Source organism: Lipingzhangella halophila (assembly GCF_014203805.1).
GTDB classification, from domain to species: domain Bacteria; phylum Actinomycetota; class Actinomycetes; order Streptosporangiales; family Streptosporangiaceae; genus Lipingzhangella; species Lipingzhangella halophila.
The window spans coordinates 1,911,206-1,926,404 of sequence record NZ_JACHJT010000001.1 but is presented as its reverse complement, the minus strand read 5'-3'; the positions used below and the strand labels follow the sequence as shown (position 1 = coordinate 1,926,404).

The 15,199-nt window shown below is 69.4% G+C and carries 13 protein-coding genes; all 13 read right to left on the bottom strand.

What is annotated here, in order from left to right:
* Window positions 1–95: 95 nt before the first annotated feature.
* A complete protein-coding gene (locus F4561_RS08700; RefSeq protein ID WP_184576490.1) occupies window positions 96–389 on the bottom strand; it encodes a YggT family protein in 294 nt (97 codons plus the stop codon).
* 39 nt (window positions 390–428) lie between these two features.
* Window positions 429–950 carry a cell division protein SepF gene (locus F4561_RS08695; protein WP_184576488.1) on the bottom strand — a complete coding sequence of 174 codons (522 nt, stop codon included), beginning with the start codon at window positions 948–950 and terminating at the stop codon, window positions 429–431.
* A gap of 113 nt (window positions 951–1,063) precedes the next feature.
* Window positions 1,064–1,801: a YggS family pyridoxal phosphate-dependent enzyme gene (locus F4561_RS08690; protein ID WP_184576486.1), complete on the bottom strand. Its 738-nt coding sequence runs from the start codon at window positions 1,799–1,801 to the stop codon at window positions 1,064–1,066.
* Window positions 1,798–2,520: a peptidoglycan editing factor PgeF gene (gene pgeF / locus F4561_RS08685; protein WP_184576484.1), complete on the bottom strand. Its 723-nt coding sequence runs from the start codon at window positions 2,518–2,520 to the stop codon at window positions 1,798–1,800. The genes F4561_RS08690 and pgeF overlap by 4 nt, the downstream gene beginning before the upstream one ends.
* A 137-nt stretch (window positions 2,521–2,657) precedes the next feature.
* A complete protein-coding gene (gene ftsZ / locus F4561_RS08680; protein ID WP_184583387.1) occupies window positions 2,658–4,088 on the bottom strand; it encodes a cell division protein FtsZ in 1,431 nt (476 codons plus the stop codon).
* 470 nt (window positions 4,089–4,558) lie between these two features.
* Window positions 4,559–5,320 (bottom strand): cell division protein FtsQ/DivIB, encoded by a 762-nt coding sequence (locus F4561_RS08675; protein WP_312885193.1) that lies wholly within the window; start codon window positions 5,318–5,320, stop codon window positions 4,559–4,561.
* A 9-nt stretch (window positions 5,321–5,329) separates the two neighbouring features.
* Entirely contained in the window at window positions 5,330–6,784 is a 1,455-nt protein-coding gene (gene murC / locus F4561_RS08670) for a UDP-N-acetylmuramate--L-alanine ligase (protein WP_184576481.1), read from the bottom strand.
* On the bottom strand, window positions 6,781–7,947 hold the full coding sequence (gene murG, locus F4561_RS08665; protein ID WP_184576478.1) for an undecaprenyldiphospho-muramoylpentapeptide beta-N-acetylglucosaminyltransferase: 1,167 nt from the start codon (window positions 7,945–7,947) through the stop codon (window positions 6,781–6,783). Before murG ends, murC begins: the two co-directional genes overlap by 4 nt.
* Window positions 7,944–9,293, bottom strand: coding sequence for a putative lipid II flippase FtsW (gene ftsW, locus F4561_RS08660; protein WP_184576476.1), 1,350 nt, complete (start codon window positions 9,291–9,293; stop codon window positions 7,944–7,946). Before ftsW ends, murG begins: the two co-directional genes overlap by 4 nt.
* Before the next feature lie 131 nt (window positions 9,294–9,424).
* Entirely contained in the window at window positions 9,425–10,864 is a 1,440-nt protein-coding gene (murD, locus tag F4561_RS08655; protein ID WP_246437166.1) for a UDP-N-acetylmuramoyl-L-alanine--D-glutamate ligase, read from the bottom strand.
* 3 nt (window positions 10,865–10,867) lie between these two features.
* A complete protein-coding gene (mraY, locus tag F4561_RS08650; protein ID WP_184576475.1) occupies window positions 10,868–11,923 on the bottom strand; it encodes a phospho-N-acetylmuramoyl-pentapeptide-transferase in 1,056 nt (351 codons plus the stop codon).
* On the bottom strand, window positions 11,920–13,332 hold the full coding sequence (locus F4561_RS08645) for a UDP-N-acetylmuramoyl-tripeptide--D-alanyl-D-alanine ligase (RefSeq protein ID WP_184576473.1): 1,413 nt from the start codon (window positions 13,330–13,332) through the stop codon (window positions 11,920–11,922). The genes mraY and F4561_RS08645 overlap by 4 nt, the downstream gene beginning before the upstream one ends.
* A gap of 226 nt (window positions 13,333–13,558) precedes the next feature.
* Complete coding sequence (locus F4561_RS08640) at window positions 13,559–15,154, bottom strand: UDP-N-acetylmuramoyl-L-alanyl-D-glutamate--2,6-diaminopimelate ligase (RefSeq protein ID WP_184576471.1); 1,596 nt, start codon at window positions 15,152–15,154, stop codon at window positions 13,559–13,561.
* Between the last annotated feature and the right edge of the window lie 45 nt (window positions 15,155–15,199).

Below are 15,199 nucleotides of genomic sequence, written 5' to 3'. Positions count from 1 at the left end.
GGGACGCTACCTGATCGTGACCTCACGGCAACCCGGATCATGACCAAGACCACATATCGGAACCAGAGTCACTCTTCCCGACTTCCGTGATCTACCTAACCAACCGGAATCGCCCACACGAGTTGCAGGAGGATCACCACAGCGAAAAAGAGGATAATGAAGCTCAGGTCGAGCGCCACGCTCCCCAGCCGGATGGGCTTGACGAACCGGCGCACGAACTTCAACGGCGGGTCGGTGACCGTGTAGATGACCTCCGCCAGCACCAACACGATCCCCGTGGGCCGCCACGAACGCGCGAACGCCTGGACAAGCTCGAAGACAAGCCGCCCTATGAGCACGAACTGGTAGATGCTCAGTGCAAAGGCGAGTACGGACTGGACGATACTCACGGTCGTGCCTGGACCCAATCTGTGGACATCGATGACGGTCTAGCTCTGGTTGAAGAACCCTCGCTCAGCGATCCGTGCTTTGTCTTCGGCGGTCACCTCAACATTAGCCGGGGACAGCAGGAACACCTTGTTGGTCACGCGCTCGATACTGCCATGCAAGCCGAAGATCAGGCCCGCCGCAAAGTCGACCAGACGCTTGGCGTCGCTGTCGACCATCTCGGTCAGGTTCATGATCACCGGTATGCCTTCTCGGAAGTGCTCTCCGATGGTACGCGCTTCGTTGTAAGTACGCGGGTGAAGTGTGGTGATCCGCGCGAGATCCGCGGTGGCGGTACTGGCTACCGTGCGTCGCTCACCTGGTGACGCCGCGTATCCATCGGCTTGCGACACGGACTCGGTACGAGGATCATAACCGTGCGGATCGAGGTCCCGCTCGCGCCGAGCGTCGACACCCTCATCAAAATCGTCGAAGTCATCGTACTCGTCGGCATAGCGGTGGTCGTAGCGGTCGTCCTCCACGAGGCCGAGGTAGACCGCCATTTTGCGCATCGCGCCGGCCATCTCATGTCCTCCGTCGTCCTGTGGTGCTACACCGCCGATGACTTCTCGGGACCCGCCCAGGTCCGCTCACTGGGCGAACTCGACAGATGGGCGCCAAGGTCTATGTGGGGACATTACCCCACGTTCGATCCCCGATCGCCGAGCAACGCCGTACCTATCCTGAGGTGTGTCGCACCGTGCTCGACCGCCGCGACCAGGTCGCCGCTCATCCCGGCGGATATCACCGTGGCTTGAGGGTAGCGATCCCGAATGGCCGAGGCGACCGAATACAGGCGTTCGAACGCGTTGGCGGGATCATCCCCGCGGGGTGCCACCGCCATGACCCCGCCCACCGTCAACCCGCTCTCGCCGGCGATGGCGTCGGCGACCGCGGCGGCGTCACCCGGGTGCACGCCGCCGCGCGGCCCCAGCACACCGGCCGCCGCGTCGGGATCGAGGTTGACCTGGACAAGACAGGTCAGTTCGCGCTCCGCGGCCCGTGCTCGGGATCCCAGGGCACTCGCCAGCCGAACGCGGTCGACAGAATGGACAACGTCCGCGTACTGGGCGACAGAACGGGCCTTGTTCGTCTGCAGTTGTCCGACGAAGTGCCACCTGACGTCCAGATCACCGCACTCCGCTGCCTTTGCCGCGGCCTCCTGGTCGCGATTCTCACCAATGTCGCTTATCCCCAGTTCAGCGAGAATCCGCACATCGGACGCCGGGTAGGTCTTGGTCACGGCGACGATCGCCACATCATCGGCGGCACGCCCGGCCTTCTCACTGGCGGTCCGGACGCGCTCACCGAGCACACGCAGGTTCGCCGCGATGCGCTGCGCCCGCGTGCCGCTGCCCTCCTCTGCCACGCTCATGACCACCAGATATAACCCGCGAAGCGTCCGGTGCGGGAGTCGCGGCGATGCGAGAAGAGCTCCGGGCTCTCCAGGGTGCAACGCTGATCGGTAACGACGTGGCCGATTCCGGCCTGGCGCAACTGCGCGGTAACCGCCGCGCGCATGTCGACACCTGTGGTGCCGTGGCGGGTGCGGCTCGCCGCCTCCGGGGTGCGGCGGGCCGCCTCCTCCTGCATCGACTGCGGCACCTCATAGCACCGGCCGCAGATAGCCGGGCCCAGCGCCACCGAGATCCGCTCGGCGTCCGCGCCGTTGCGCACCATCTCGGCGACCAGCGCCGGTGCGACCCCGCGCGCCGTGCCGAGGCGTCCCGAGTGTGCGGCGCCGATGATCCCGGCCTCGGCATCCGCGGCGAGGACCGGCAGGCAGTCGGCGACCAGGGCCGCCAGCACCAGATCCGTTCGTGTGGTGACGACGCCGTCGACCCGCCCGACCACGCCGGGCTCCTCTGCGACGGCGATGTCGGCGCTGTGCACCTGGTCCATCCACACGACGCGGTCGTGGTCGAAACCGAGGTGCTTCGCCGCGATCCGCCGGTTCTCGGTTACCGCGTCGCGATCGTCAGGCACCCCCATGCCGAGGTTGAGGGCGTCAAAGGGCTCGGCACTGACCCCGCCGTCGTAACGCTCGGTGAAACCGGCGCGCACACCGGGTCCCACCTCGATCACGGCACTCATATCTGCGGTCGGTCCTCCCTTGTATGGAGAAGGCACGCACAAAAGCGTACCGGCGACGGGGGATCCCGCCGCCGGTACTGCCGCTGCGTAGGAATGTGCGCGACGGAGGTCACCGAATCCGGCCGGCGCCTGTGGCGCTACTTGAGGAAGTCGGGAACGTCCAGGTCGTCCGGGTCGTCGAAGACGACCCGGCGCCGCGGGGTGGGAACGTCGTTCGGCCGCGAGAACGGGCCCTCGGTGCCAGTCCGGCGGACCTCGTTGTATCCAGTGTCGCTGACCGGACGAATGTTCCGCGTCCGCGCGGACTGCTCTTCCTCGTCCTCCTCATCCGCGACGTCCACCGGCTCGGGCTCCGGGCTCTGCTGGACCGGCTCCGGCTCCGGTTCGGGCTCCGGTTCCGGCTCAGGCTCGGGCTCGGGCTCGGGCTCGGGCCGCACCGAGGCTGCGGTGCGCGGCGGCTCCTCCCTCGGCGGCTCCGGCTCGCGCTCGCGGACCGGTTCCGGCCGGGTCAGCTCAGCCGCCGCCGGTTCCTGACGTCGCGGTTCGGTGGCCGCCGGCTCCGTGCGCCGGGGCGCTTCGGGCTTGGCCTGGGCCTCATTAGGCGGGGTCAGGGACTCGTTCCGGGGCTCGTCAAAGCCGGCGGCGATGACCGTGACCCGCACCTCGTCGCCGAGAGCGTCGTCGATAACCGCGCCGAAGATGATATTCGCCTCAGGAGCAGCGGAGTTCGCGACAAGCTGCGCCGCCTCGTTGATCTCGAACAGCCCCAGGTCCGATCCGCCCTGAATGGAAAGCAGCACACCATGGGCGCCGTCGATGCTGGCCTCCAGCAACGGCGAGGAGATCGCCATCTCGGCCGCTGCCACGGCACGGTCGTCCCCGCGAGCGGAGCCGATCCCCATCAACGCGGAACCGGCACCCGACATCACCGACTTCACGTCGGCGAAGTCCAGGTTGATCAGGCCGGGAGTCGTGATGAGATCGGTGATGCCCTGAACACCGGACAGCAGCACCTGGTCGGCGGCCTTGAACGCGTCGAGCACGCTGACCTGGCGGTCGGAGATGGACAGCAGCCGGTCGTTCGGAATCACGATGAGCGTGTCGACCTCGTCGCGCAGCATCGCGATGCCGGATTCCGCCTGGGTAGCGCGCCGCTTGCCTTCGAACCCGAACGGCCGCGTAACCACACCTATGGTGAGCGCGCCGAGCGAACGAGCGATATCGGCGACGACGGGAGCACCGCCGGTGCCGGTACCGCCGCCCTCGCCCGCCGTCACGAAGACCATGTCGGCGCCCTTGAGGACCTCCTCGATCTCCTCACGGTGGTCCTCGGCCGCCTTGCGGCCGACCTCGGGGTTGGCTCCGGCGCCCAGTCCCCGGGTGAGCTCGCGACCGACGTCCAGCTTGACGTCAGCATCGCTCATGAGCAGCGCCTGAGCGTCGGTGTTGATAGCGATGAACTCGACGCCCTTGAGTCCCTCTTCGATCATTCGATTTACGGCGTTAACGCCGCCGCCGCCGATACCGACGACCTTGATGACCGCGAGGTAGTTCTGCGGTGCTGCCACGACGAGGGGCCTTTCCGCTCGCATCCGTCAACCGTGCCGTCCCACTCCGGCGAAGACCACTGCCGTTCCCCCTGTGGGACCCGACCGGTTGACTGTCCGGTACTACAGTCACTCTCTCGGAACCCTCGCGGCCGACCGGCCGCTCGGGCTCCACGGGCTCCGGGGGAAGCGCGCGACGCGCGCTTCCTTCTCCACCCCGATAGCCCTATAGATTCACGTTTGCACTCATGTCAATCAAAGGTAATACTTCTCGCCGATCGCTGGGGGCGCACCGGCGGGTGACCAACTACTGGGTCAGCCTAACGGCGTATCGGCCGAGGTGGCGATGTGCTTCCCCGGCGCGTCGCGTCTGGAATGTCCCGCCGCGTGAAGAAGCCCGGGCGAAAGAAGCCGCGCCTCCGGGGTTCGCGGGTCCAGCGACCGTTTCGTCAGGCAATGCGTACCGCGCTGTACTCGGATACCTGCCTCGGTTACTTGACAACGGCGACGTTCGGTGCGCTGACGTCATAGCGGCGTTCCGCACCCGAAGGGTGCTCCCGCATCAGGACAGCGAGCGCCTTGGCTTTGCGTTCGGCATACTCCCCGTTCCCCCACAGGACCGTGGCGCCGTCGTCGAGCTCGAAGGCGATGTTGTCCGGTTCACTCGCGTCGATCGACTCGACCGAGTCGAGGATGGCGGGCGAGAGCTCACCGACGGACCTGGCAACCGTGGCGATCGCCGGGTTCCCCTCGATCTCCCCTCTTACCCGCACGAGGGGGTACTCGTCCGGACGCTCCGCCGAGTCGGTGATGCGCACTCCGTCGTGGTCCACCAGCCGGTAGCCGTCGCCAACGGCGATGCTCAGCTCGGGCGTGCGCTCGGTGACCCGCACGCGCAGCGTCGCCGGCCAGCCGCGCGAGACCGTGGCCTTATCCACCAGCCGCAGGTCCTCCACCCGGCTGGTGGCGGCGTCGGTGTCCACACGAACCAGCGGGGTACCGGTGTCGACGTCGGCAGCGGCCTCGACCGCGTCCGGATCGAGCCGCCCGGCGCCGCTCACCTCCACGTCGCGCACCACCAGCAACCGCGACCCCAGAAGCAACCACGTCACCACCGACAACACGGCGACGATGAGCAGCGTGACAAATGCGACCTTCCACGGATCCGACCGGCGGGTCCGCCGGTCGGCCGGCGCGGCCCCCTCGGCATGCTCCGGCGTGGCGTCGTCGCCTCGCACCGCGCCCTTTTCCACCACGCGCACCTAATTCCGGGTCGCCCGCAGTTCCTCGACGATCCGCGGACCGAGTTCGGTGACGTCGCCGGCACCCATGGTGAGCACGATATCGCCCGGCCGGGCCAGTTCGGCCGCCCACCGCACCGCGTCGGCCCGTTCCGCGGGCCGGTGCACCCGGCCGTGGGCGATACCGCGGGCGACCAGCCCGGAGTCGACCCCCGGTTCGGGGTCCTCGCGCGCCGCGTAGATGGGCAGCAGGACAACCTCGTCGGCCAGCGCGAGCGCCTCAGCGAACTCGGTGGCGAAGATCCTGGTGCGGCTGTACAGGTGGGGCTGGAACACGGCCACCACCCGGGCCCGCGCGCCGTTCCCCTTCTCCGGCGCCGCCTCTCCCGCCTCGGGCCGGGACTCCAGCGCAGTGTGGGCAGCGCGGAGGTCGGCGGCGATCTCGGTGGGGTGGTGCGCGTAGCTGTCGTAGACCGCCACGTCACCGGCCTCGCCCTTGAACTCGAACCGCCGGGCGGTCCCGGTGTAGGCGGCGAGCCCTTCGGCCGCTACCTCGGGGTCGTGTCCCAACTCGTCGGCGACGGCGACAGCGGCGGCGGCGTTCAGCACGTTGTGCCGCCCGGGTACGGCAACAGTGCAGCGCACCGGGTCGGGGCCGCCCGCGTCCAGGGTGAACGCCGTGGAGAACCCCTCGGCGGACAGCCCGTGCACGCGGTAGTCGGCCTCGGGCGCCTCGCCGTAGGTGCGCACCCGCTTACCGCGTTCCCGGGCGACCTCGGCGACCTTGCGTGCCCCGGGATCGTCGATGCCGACAACAAGGGTGTCGTCGACCCGGTCGACGAACGCGGCGAAGTTGGCGTGGATCTCCTCAAGTCCGCCGTAGTTGTCGAGGTGGTCGGCCTCGACGTTGGTCACAATCGCGATCTTCGGGGACAGCATCAGAAAGGAGCCGTCGCTCTCGTCGGCCTCGGCGACCAGGACGTCTCCGGCACCGGCGTCGGCCCCCAGGCCCGTGGTGACCAGCGTGCCGCCGATGACGTAGCCCGGTTCGGCTCCCAGGTACTGCAGCAGGGCGGTGAGCATGGAGGTGGTCGTCGTCTTACCGTGCGTGCCGGCCACAGCCACGCCCATGCGGTCCAGCAGCAGCGTACCCAGGGCGGCGGCCCGCGGCAGGACGTGCAGGCCGCGGCGGCGCGCCTCGGCCAGCTCGGGATTGTCGTCGCGCACGGCGGAAGAGACCACCACCGAGTCGGCGCCGCCCACGTACTCGGCGGCGTGCCCCACGTGCACAGTGGCGCCAAGCTCCTCAAGGTGCCGCAACAGGTCGCTGTCCTTGGCGTCGCTGCCCGACACCGGAACGCCGCGCTGCAGCAGAACGCGGGCTATGCCCGACATGCCGGCGCCGCCCATGCCGATGAGGTGGACCCGCCCCAGCTCGTCAGCGCGCACCGGTTCGGTGACGTCGACCAGGCTCATCGGGCGTCCTTCCCGTCGTCGACGTAGGCGCCGTTGTCGTCCTCATCGGACTCGTCGACCGGGACCTCCGGCGTGTCGCGGTCGCCTCGCGCGATGGCGAGCACCTCGCGGGCCAGTTCCATGTCGGCCTGGCGCCGCCCCATGTGGGACGCCGCCTCCGACATTGCCACGACCCGGTCGGTATCGGTCAGCAACGGGATGAGATGCTCGGCGATCCACTGTCCCGTGAGGTCGTTGTTCTCCACGATCATTCCGCCGCCGGCCTGCACGATCGGCTCGGCGTTCAGGCGCTGCTCTCCATTGCCGATCGGAAGCGGGACAAAGGCCGCCGGCAACCCTACGGCGGTGAGCTCCGAACAGGTCATGGCGCCGCTGCGGCACATCGCGACGTCGGCGGCCGCGTAGGCGAGGTCCATACGGTCGACGTAGGGCACGACCACGTAGGGGATGCCGTCGCGGGTGCGGTCCTCGGGCTCGTCGGCGTTCTTCGGCCCCACGACGTGCAGCACCTGCACCCCCGCGGAGTGGAACAGGTGGCTTGCCTCGAAGGCGGCCTCGTTGACGGCCTGCGCGCCCTGGGAACCACCGAAGATGAGCAGGGTGGGCAGTTCGGGCCGCAGCCCGAAGTGCGCGCGGGCCTTGTCGCCGAGCGCCAGCCGGTCGAGCGAGGAGATCTGCTGGCGCAGCGGAATGCCGACGAAGCGCCCGTTGCGGATCTCGGTGTGCGGGTGACCGGTGAAGACGTGCGGGGTGAGCCGCGCGCCCAGCCGGTTGGCCAGACCGGGCAGCGGGTTGGCCTCGTGCACGACGATTGGGGTGCGCCGCCGCCGGGCCGCCAAGTACCCCGGGGTCGCCACGTAGCCACCGAAGCCGACAAGGACGTCGGCGTTGATCCGGTCGAGATGCTCACCCGCGGCGCTGATCGCGTTGGCCAGCTTGCCCGGAACCGTCAGGAGCCTGGGGGTCAGCTTGCGCGGCAGCGGAACAGCGGGGATCTCGCCGAGTTCGTAGCCACGCATGGGGACGAGCCGGGACTCCAGACCCCGCTCGGTCCCCAGACACACGATCTGGGTTTCTGGGTCGATGCGCAGCAGCGCATCGGCTAGCGATAGCGCGGGCTCGATATGCCCGGCCGTGCCGCCTCCGGCGAGGGCTACCCTCATCGTCGCCGATTCCTCCTCGTTCGAACCTGCGTCGGACGCGATCCGTTCTTCTCCTGGGGCCCGGCCATTCTCGACGAATCGGTGCCGCCCAGGCCAAGCCAGCTTAGAGCCCGTTGGGCCAGGCTCGGGCCACGCGCGGCCAGCGCCTTGCGCGCGGCCGGTTCGGACTTCGCGAGCGCGAGCAGCACCCCCACCCCAAGCATGGTCGGTATCAGGGCGGAACCTCCGGCCGAGACTAGGGGAAGCGGGATTCCCGTGATCGGGAGCACGCCGATGACCGTACCGATATTGACCATCGCCTGGACCGCGATCCACCCGGTAATCGACATCGCGGCCAGCCGAACGAACGGTTCGCGGGCCCGCGACGCGACGCGCAGCCCAGCGTAGCCCAGGACGCCGAAAAGCCCTACGACCAGAAGGGTGCCGATCAGGCCCAGTTCCTCGCCGATGATGGCGAAGATGAAGTCGCTCTCAGGGTGGGGCAGGAAACCCCACTTTTCCCGGCTACCGCCGATGCCGACGCCGAACACCCCGCCGGTGCCCAGTGCGTACAACCCGTGCAGCAACTGGAAGTTGGCTCCCGAAGGGTCGGCCTCCGGGTTGAGGAAGGAGGTGACCCGGGCGACCCGGAAGCTCTCGACCGCCACCATGATGCCCGCGAAGGTGAGGACGAGCGCGAACATGCCGACGAACAGCCGCCCCGGCACTCCCACCACCCACAGCAGCGCCAGGAAGATTGTCAGCAGCACCATCGTGGTGCCCAGGTCGGTTCCCATGAGCACGAGCAGTACCAGCACACCGCACCCCGGCAGCAGGGGGATCAGCAACTGGCGCCATTCCACGAGCTGCTTCAGCTCGTCCTTGCGCGCGAGCACGTCCGCGCCCCACAGCGCGAACGCGAGCTTGGCGGGCTCCGAGGGCTGGATGGTCAGCCCGCCGATCTCCAGCCACCGCGCGGCGCCGTACCCGTACTCCTCCCCGTGGAACGCTGTGATCAGCAGTAGCGCGACGGCCACCACCATCGCCGGGTAGCCGATCAGCCGGATCGTCCGCACCGGCAGGTGGGAGGCGAGCACCAGCAACGGAAGTCCGACCGCGGCGGCGGCGATCTGCTTCTGGAAGAGCGAGAACGCGGACCCGGTGGTGGTGAAGGAGTCGACCATGGACGACGACAGCACCATGACCAGGCCGAGCGCGATCAGTAGGAAGCTACTGCCGAAGATCAGGTAGTACGAGGCCAGGGGACGGTTGCGAAGCTGCTGGAGCTCCCGTAGCCATCCGGAGGCCCGCCCGGCCTCCGGCTTCCCGGAGTCGTCGCCCCCCGACGCTGCAGCCGACCCTGCCATACGCCTCCGCCCCGCGCAGTCTTCCTAGCGTCGACCAAGTCTGACGGTAGCCGGGCCTGCACCGTCGGACATTTCGCGCGTGTTGTGCGTCTTTTGGCGCACATCGGCCCGAAGGTGGCGGCGCGGAGGAGTTACCGGCCCAACGCGCGGACCGCGGCGGCGAACCGGTCGCCGCGTTCGTTGTAGTCGGTGAACATGTCCATCGACGCCGCCGCGGGGGCGAGCAGGACCGTGTCACCGGCGCGGGCGAGCCCGGCCGCCGCGGCCACCGCCTCGGTCATGGCGGTGTCGCCGGTTTCCGCGATGTCGACCACCGGGACCCCGGGTGCGTGCTCGCCGAGGGCGTCGCGCAGCTCCGCGCGGTCGGCGCCGAGCAGCACCACACCGCGGAGCCGGGGCACGGCGGCACCGACCAGGGGGGACACCTCGGCGCCCTTGAGGAGCCCTCCGGCGACCCAGACGATGGAGTCGTACGAGGCCACCGAGGCCGCGGCGGCGTGCGGGTTGGTGGCCTTGGAGTCGTCGACGTAGTGCACCCCGCGCGCCGTGGCCACGTGCGTGATCCGGTGCGGTTCGGGCGCGAACGCGCCGAGCCCCGCCCGCACCGCCTCAGGGGGCACGCCCACTGAACGCGCGAGGGCGGCAGCGGCCAGGGCGTTGGCGACATTGTGCGGCACCGCGGGGACGACGTCGGCCAGGTCCGCCAGCTCCGCCGCGTTGCCGCGCGGGTCGTCGACAAACGCGCGGTCGAGGAGCAGGCTCTCCACGACGCCGAGCTCGCCGGGACGCGGCGCGGCCAGGCCGAAGCCGACCAGGGGCGCATCGGGGTCGCCGTGTTCGGTGGCCAGCCGCACCGACCAGTCGTCCGCGCGGTTCACCACCCGGATGGTGCCCGGCGGGTAGATCCGGCCCTTGGCCGCGGCATAGGGCTCGAAGCCACCGTGCCAGTCGAGGTGGTCGGGCGCCACGTTGAGCACGACGGCGGCGTGCGGGCGCAGGGACGTGGACCAGTGCAACTGGAAACTCGACAGCTCGACCGCGAGGACATCGGCGTACGCGCCGTCGTCCCCGGGGAGCACCGCCTCGATGATCGGCGTTCCGACGTTGCCGACCGCGGTCGCCTCGCGCCCGCCGGCCCGCAGCATCGCCTCAAGCATCCGCACCGTCGTCGTTTTGCCGTTGGTCCCGGTGACCGCCAGCCAGGTCTGGCCCTCGGGTCGCAGCCGCCAGGCCAGTTCGACGTCCCCGATGACCTCGACGCCCGCGCCAGCGGCGGCCAGCAGCAGCGGGGAGTCGGGACGCCACCCAGGCGAGGTGACGACCAGTGAGGTGTCCTCGGGCAGCGCGGAGGATCCCAGGTCCACCCGTGCGCCCTCGGCGCGCAGCCCATCCGCGGCCTCCCGGGCGGGTCCGTCGTCGCGCCCGTCGACAACGGTGACCCGCGCCTCGCGGCGCAGCAGGGCGCGGGCCACGGGCGGCCCGGACACCCCCAGTCCGGCCACGCATACCGCGCGCCCCTTCAGCCCCGCCTCGAAGCTCATCAGGTCCGCGCCGCCACTGTCGTTGGTCATCGGCTATCTCGGCATCCATTCCAGGTAGAACAGGCCGATTCCGCCTCCGACGAGCAGCCCCTGGATGATCCAGAAGCGGATCACGATCGTGGTCTCGGCCCAGCCTTTGAGCTCGAAGTGGTGTTGTAACGGCGCCATGCGCAGCAGCCGTTTCCCGGTCAACCTGAACGAGCTGACCTGCACCATCACCGACATGGTGACGATCACGAACAGCCCGCCGATGACGAGCAGCAGCAGTTGGGTACGGGTGGTGATGGCCAGGCCGACGATCAGGCCGCCGAGGGCGAGCGAGCCGGTGTCGCCCATGAAGATCTTGGCGGGCGGCGCGTTGTACCAGAGGAAACCGATACAGCCGCCGAGACCGGCCGCGGCGACCACGGCGAGGTCGAGCGGGTCGCGCACCGGGTAGCAGCTCGGCGCCAGGTAGGCTACGCAGCTCTGCCGGAGCTGCCAGTTCCCGATGATGATGTAGGCCACCAGGGAAAGAATGATGGCGCCCGTGGCCAGACCGTCCAGCCCGTCGGTCAGGTTCACCGCGTTGGAGAAACCGACGATCAGGAACAGCGCCCAGAGAGCGAAGACACCGAGCAGCAGCGGCGGACCGAAGTCGCGCAGAAAGGACAGTTGCGGGGAGGCGGGCGTATAGCCGTAGCCATCGGGGAACTGGGTCACCCCAACGGCGAACACCGCGCCGACAACGGTCTGTCCGGCCATCTTCGCGCCACTGCGCAGCCCCAGGCTGCGGCGCTTGTAGATCTTGATGAAGTCGTCGAGGAAACCGACCGCGCCCGTACCCACGAACAGGAACATCACCAGCAGGCCGGACATGGTCGGCGTCGTCATCAGTACCAGGTGCGAACCGAAGTAGCCAATAACCGCACCGAGGATGATGACGATCCCGCCCATTGTGGGCGTGCCCTGCTTGGTCTTGTGGCCCTCGGGGCCGTCGTCCCGGATCTCCTGGCCGAACTTGAACCGGAACAGCATCCGGATCACCATTGGCATCAGCAGCAGCGAGACGACCAGGGAGAGCGCCGCGGCGATGAGAATGCCGGTCACTGGGCGCCCTCCATGGCAATGAGCTGCTCGGCTACCTTTTCCAGCCCGGCCACGCGCGATCCCTTCACCAAAACAACGTCCTTTGGCCTCATTCGCTCGCGCAGCGCCGCGGCCGCTTCAGCTGCGTCGGAGACCGTGAGGCTCTTTCCCCGCCAGGCGGGCACGCCGTTGGCCCCATCGGCGATGGGTGCCGCCTCCTCCCCGACGGCCAGCAGCGTGGCGACGCCGTTCGTCGCCGCGAGCCGGCCGATTCGCTCGTGCTCGGCCCGCCCGCCGTCGCCCAACTCGGCCATGTGTCCGAGGACGGCGTGGCAGCGCCGCTGCTCACCGATCGTCCGCAGGGTCTCCAGGGCCGCGGCCATGGACTCCGGGTTGGCGTTGTAGGCGTCGTTGACGACCGTGACCCCGTCCGCCAGCTCGGTGACCTCCATGCGCCACCGGCTGACCGGGCCGGCCGCACCCAGTGCCTCGGCGATGTCCTCGATTCCCATGCCGCACTCCGCGGCGACCGCCGCGACCGCCAGCGCGTTGTGCACCTGATGCGCGCCCACCAAAGCGAGCCGCACCGGCACCGAACGGCCGGCCATCTCCAGAGTGAAGTGCGCCCGCCCGACCGCGTCGAGCCGCACGCCGGTGGCCCGCACAGCGGCGTCCTGAGCCAGCCCGAACGTGACCACGCGGGCGCGGGTCCGGCTCGCCATGGCGGCAACGGCGTCATCGTCGGCGTTCAGCACGGCGACACCACCGGCACCGGAGTCCGGCAGCGCCTCGACCAACTCTCCTTTGGCGCGGGCGATCGCCTCCCGGGAGCCGAACTCGCCCATGTGGGCGGTGCCGACGTTGAGCACGGCACCGATGCGCGGCGGGGCTATGGAGCACAGGTGCGCTATGTGCCCGATGCCGCGCGCGGCGACCTCCAGGGCGACGAAGCGCGTGTCCTCGTCGGCCCGGAGCACGGTGAGGGGGTGGCCGATCTCGTTGTTGTAGGAGCCGGCGGGCGCGATGGTGGGGCCGAGACGCTCCAGTACCTGGGCGAGCAGGTCTTTGGTGGTGGTCTTGCCCGAGGAACCGGTGACACCGATGATGTCGGTCCCGCTCAGCTCCCGCACAACCGCGCGTGCCAGCCGCCCCAACGCGGCCACAACCTCGGCGTCGCCTCCGTCGACCAGCAACTGCGGCGCCGTGACCGGCTGGGAACCCAGCACGGCGGTTGCGCCCGCCGCGACGGCGGCGTCGGCGAAGTCATGGCCATCGACCCGCTCGCCACCCAATGCCACGAAGAGCCCGCCGGGCGCAGCCTCCCGGGAGTCAACCACAACCGGGCCTGTGACCTGCTCGGACGACTGCGCCGATCCGTAAATTCGGGATTGGGTGATCTCAGCGATCCGATCGAGCGTCAGCGCGATCAAATCAACTCCTCATGTCGGGCCCGGTCCGCCACGTCTGGATGTTGCGGCAGTGGACAGCGTGATTACCGGGAGCGGTGTGTCGTCAACCGTGCGGCGGCATCATCACGCCACGGAGCCGGGCTGCAATTTGCCGACCTAACCATAGAACATGTTTGGATAACGGGGATGCTGCCCGATCAGCAGACCAGACGTGTTCCACGGTCCAGCGCAGTCCGCACCGGTCCGCTCACCTGCCGGCCGCCCGGCGCAGTGCGTTCCGCAGCACCTCCCTGTCGTCGAATGGCAGCACCTCGCCCGCCATGTACTGGCCGCGTTCGTGCCCTTTGCCGGCTACGATCACGACATCGCCTGCTCGCGCGCGCTCCACCGCCATCTCGATGGCGCAGCCGCGGTCCAGTTCGACGGTAGTCCGGGCCCGCTGGCCGGCGGGCACCTTCGCCACGCCCTCCAGCATGGCGGTGACGATCGTCACTGGATCTTCACTACGGGGGTTGTCGTTCGTCAGGATCACAGCGTCGGCCAGCCGGGCCGCGGCCTCGCCCATGTCCGGGCGTTTCGCGCGGTCGCGGTCGCCCCCGCAGCCGACGACGATGGTCAGCCGACCGTCGGTGATCTCACGGAACGAGGACAGCGCGGCCTCGACCGCGCCCGGTTTGTGCGAGTAGTCAACAAGAGCGGTGAAGTCCTGACCCTCGTTGACCTGCTCCATCCGGCCGGGCACTCCCGGGGCCGCCGCGACCCCCGCGATCGCGGTCTGCAAGGGGATCCCGGCCTCGACCAGGCCCACGATCGCGGCCATGGCGTTGGAGACGTTGAACGGGCCGGCCAGCGACACCGAGGCGTGGTCCTCGATGCCTCCCGGGCCGGTGACGCGGAAGGTGCTGCCGTCGGGGGACAGCCGGATGTCCGTCGCGTGCCACTCCGCCTCTGGGTCGCCCTCGGTGGAGAACGTGGTCACCGGCACCTCGCCGCGGGCGCTCACCATGTCGATCAGCGCGCGGCCGAACCGGTCGTCGCGGTTGACCACCGCCACCTTGGCGAACTCGGGAGTGAACAGCCTGGCCTTGGTCTCGAAGTAGTCGCGCAGGTCCGTGTGGAAGTCCAGGTGGTCCTGGGAGAGGTTGGTGAAGATGGCGACGTCGAACAGGGTGCCGTCGACCCGCCCTCTGGCCAGGGCGTGGCTGGACACCTCCATCGCGGCGGCGGAGGCCCCCTTCTCCCGCATGACACCGAACAGCGCGTGCAGGTCGGTGGCCTCTGGTGTGGTCAGCGAGGAGTCGATCCGGGCGTCGCGGATGCGCGTCTCGACAGTGCCGACGAGCCCGGTGCCAGCGCCCGTGGCGCGGAGTCCGGACTCGGCCAGGTAGCTGACCGTGGTCTTCCCGCTGGTTCCCGTGGTGCCGATAAGCAGCAGCTCGTCGGCCGGGTAGCCGTAGGCCCAGGCGGCGATCTCGCCGAGGTGGGACCGAGGGTCGCGCACGGTGAGCACCGGCAGCTTGGTGGCCGCGGCCCGGTCGTAGCCGGCCGGGTCGGTCAGGATCGCGGCGGCGCCGGCCTCGGCGCTCTGGGCGGCGAACTCGGCGCCGTGTACGCGCTCCCCCGGCAACGCCACGTACAAATCTCCCGGACACACCTGCCGGGAGTCGTGGGTGATCCCGGAGATCGCTGTAGCTGCCGACGTGTCCGCGGTCGTATCCGCGAACTCGGCGCCGGGCGCCGCGGGCTCGGGCGCGGCGTCGTCGGCGAACGTCACGAAGGAGTCCGGCCCGAGAAGCCGGGCCAGCTCGGACAACGGGCGAGGCTGGTTCTGATCTGGTCGCATTACCGGTGGCACGTCGCGAGGCTATCGGGTGTGGTGGTCAGAAGG

Excerpts from the sequence above, each read along its gene's own strand:
- F4561_RS08695 (WP_184576488.1), bottom strand. The coding sequence starts at position 950 with ATGGCCGGCGCGATGCGCAAAATGGCGGTCTACCTCGGCCTCGTGGAG.
- F4561_RS08690 (WP_184576486.1), bottom strand. The coding sequence starts at position 1,801 with ATGAGCGTGGCAGAGGAGGGCAGCGGCACGCGGGCGCAGCGCATCGCG.
- pgeF (WP_184576484.1), bottom strand. The coding sequence starts at position 2,520 with ATGAGTGCCGTGATCGAGGTGGGACCCGGTGTGCGCGCCGGTTTCACC.
- murC (WP_184576481.1), bottom strand. The coding sequence starts at position 6,784 with ATGAGCCTGGTCGACGTCACCGAACCGGTGCGCGCTGACGAGCTGGGG.
- murG (WP_184576478.1), bottom strand. The coding sequence starts at position 7,947 with ATGAGGGTAGCCCTCGCCGGAGGCGGCACGGCCGGGCATATCGAGCCC.
- ftsW (WP_184576476.1), bottom strand. The coding sequence starts at position 9,293 with ATGGCAGGGTCGGCTGCAGCGTCGGGGGGCGACGACTCCGGGAAGCCG.
- murD (WP_246437166.1), bottom strand. The coding sequence starts at position 10,864 with ATGACCAACGACAGTGGCGGCGCGGACCTGATGAGCTTCGAGGCGGGG.
- F4561_RS08640 (WP_184576471.1), bottom strand. The coding sequence starts at position 15,154 with ATGCGACCAGATCAGAACCAGCCTCGCCCGTTGTCCGAGCTGGCCCGG.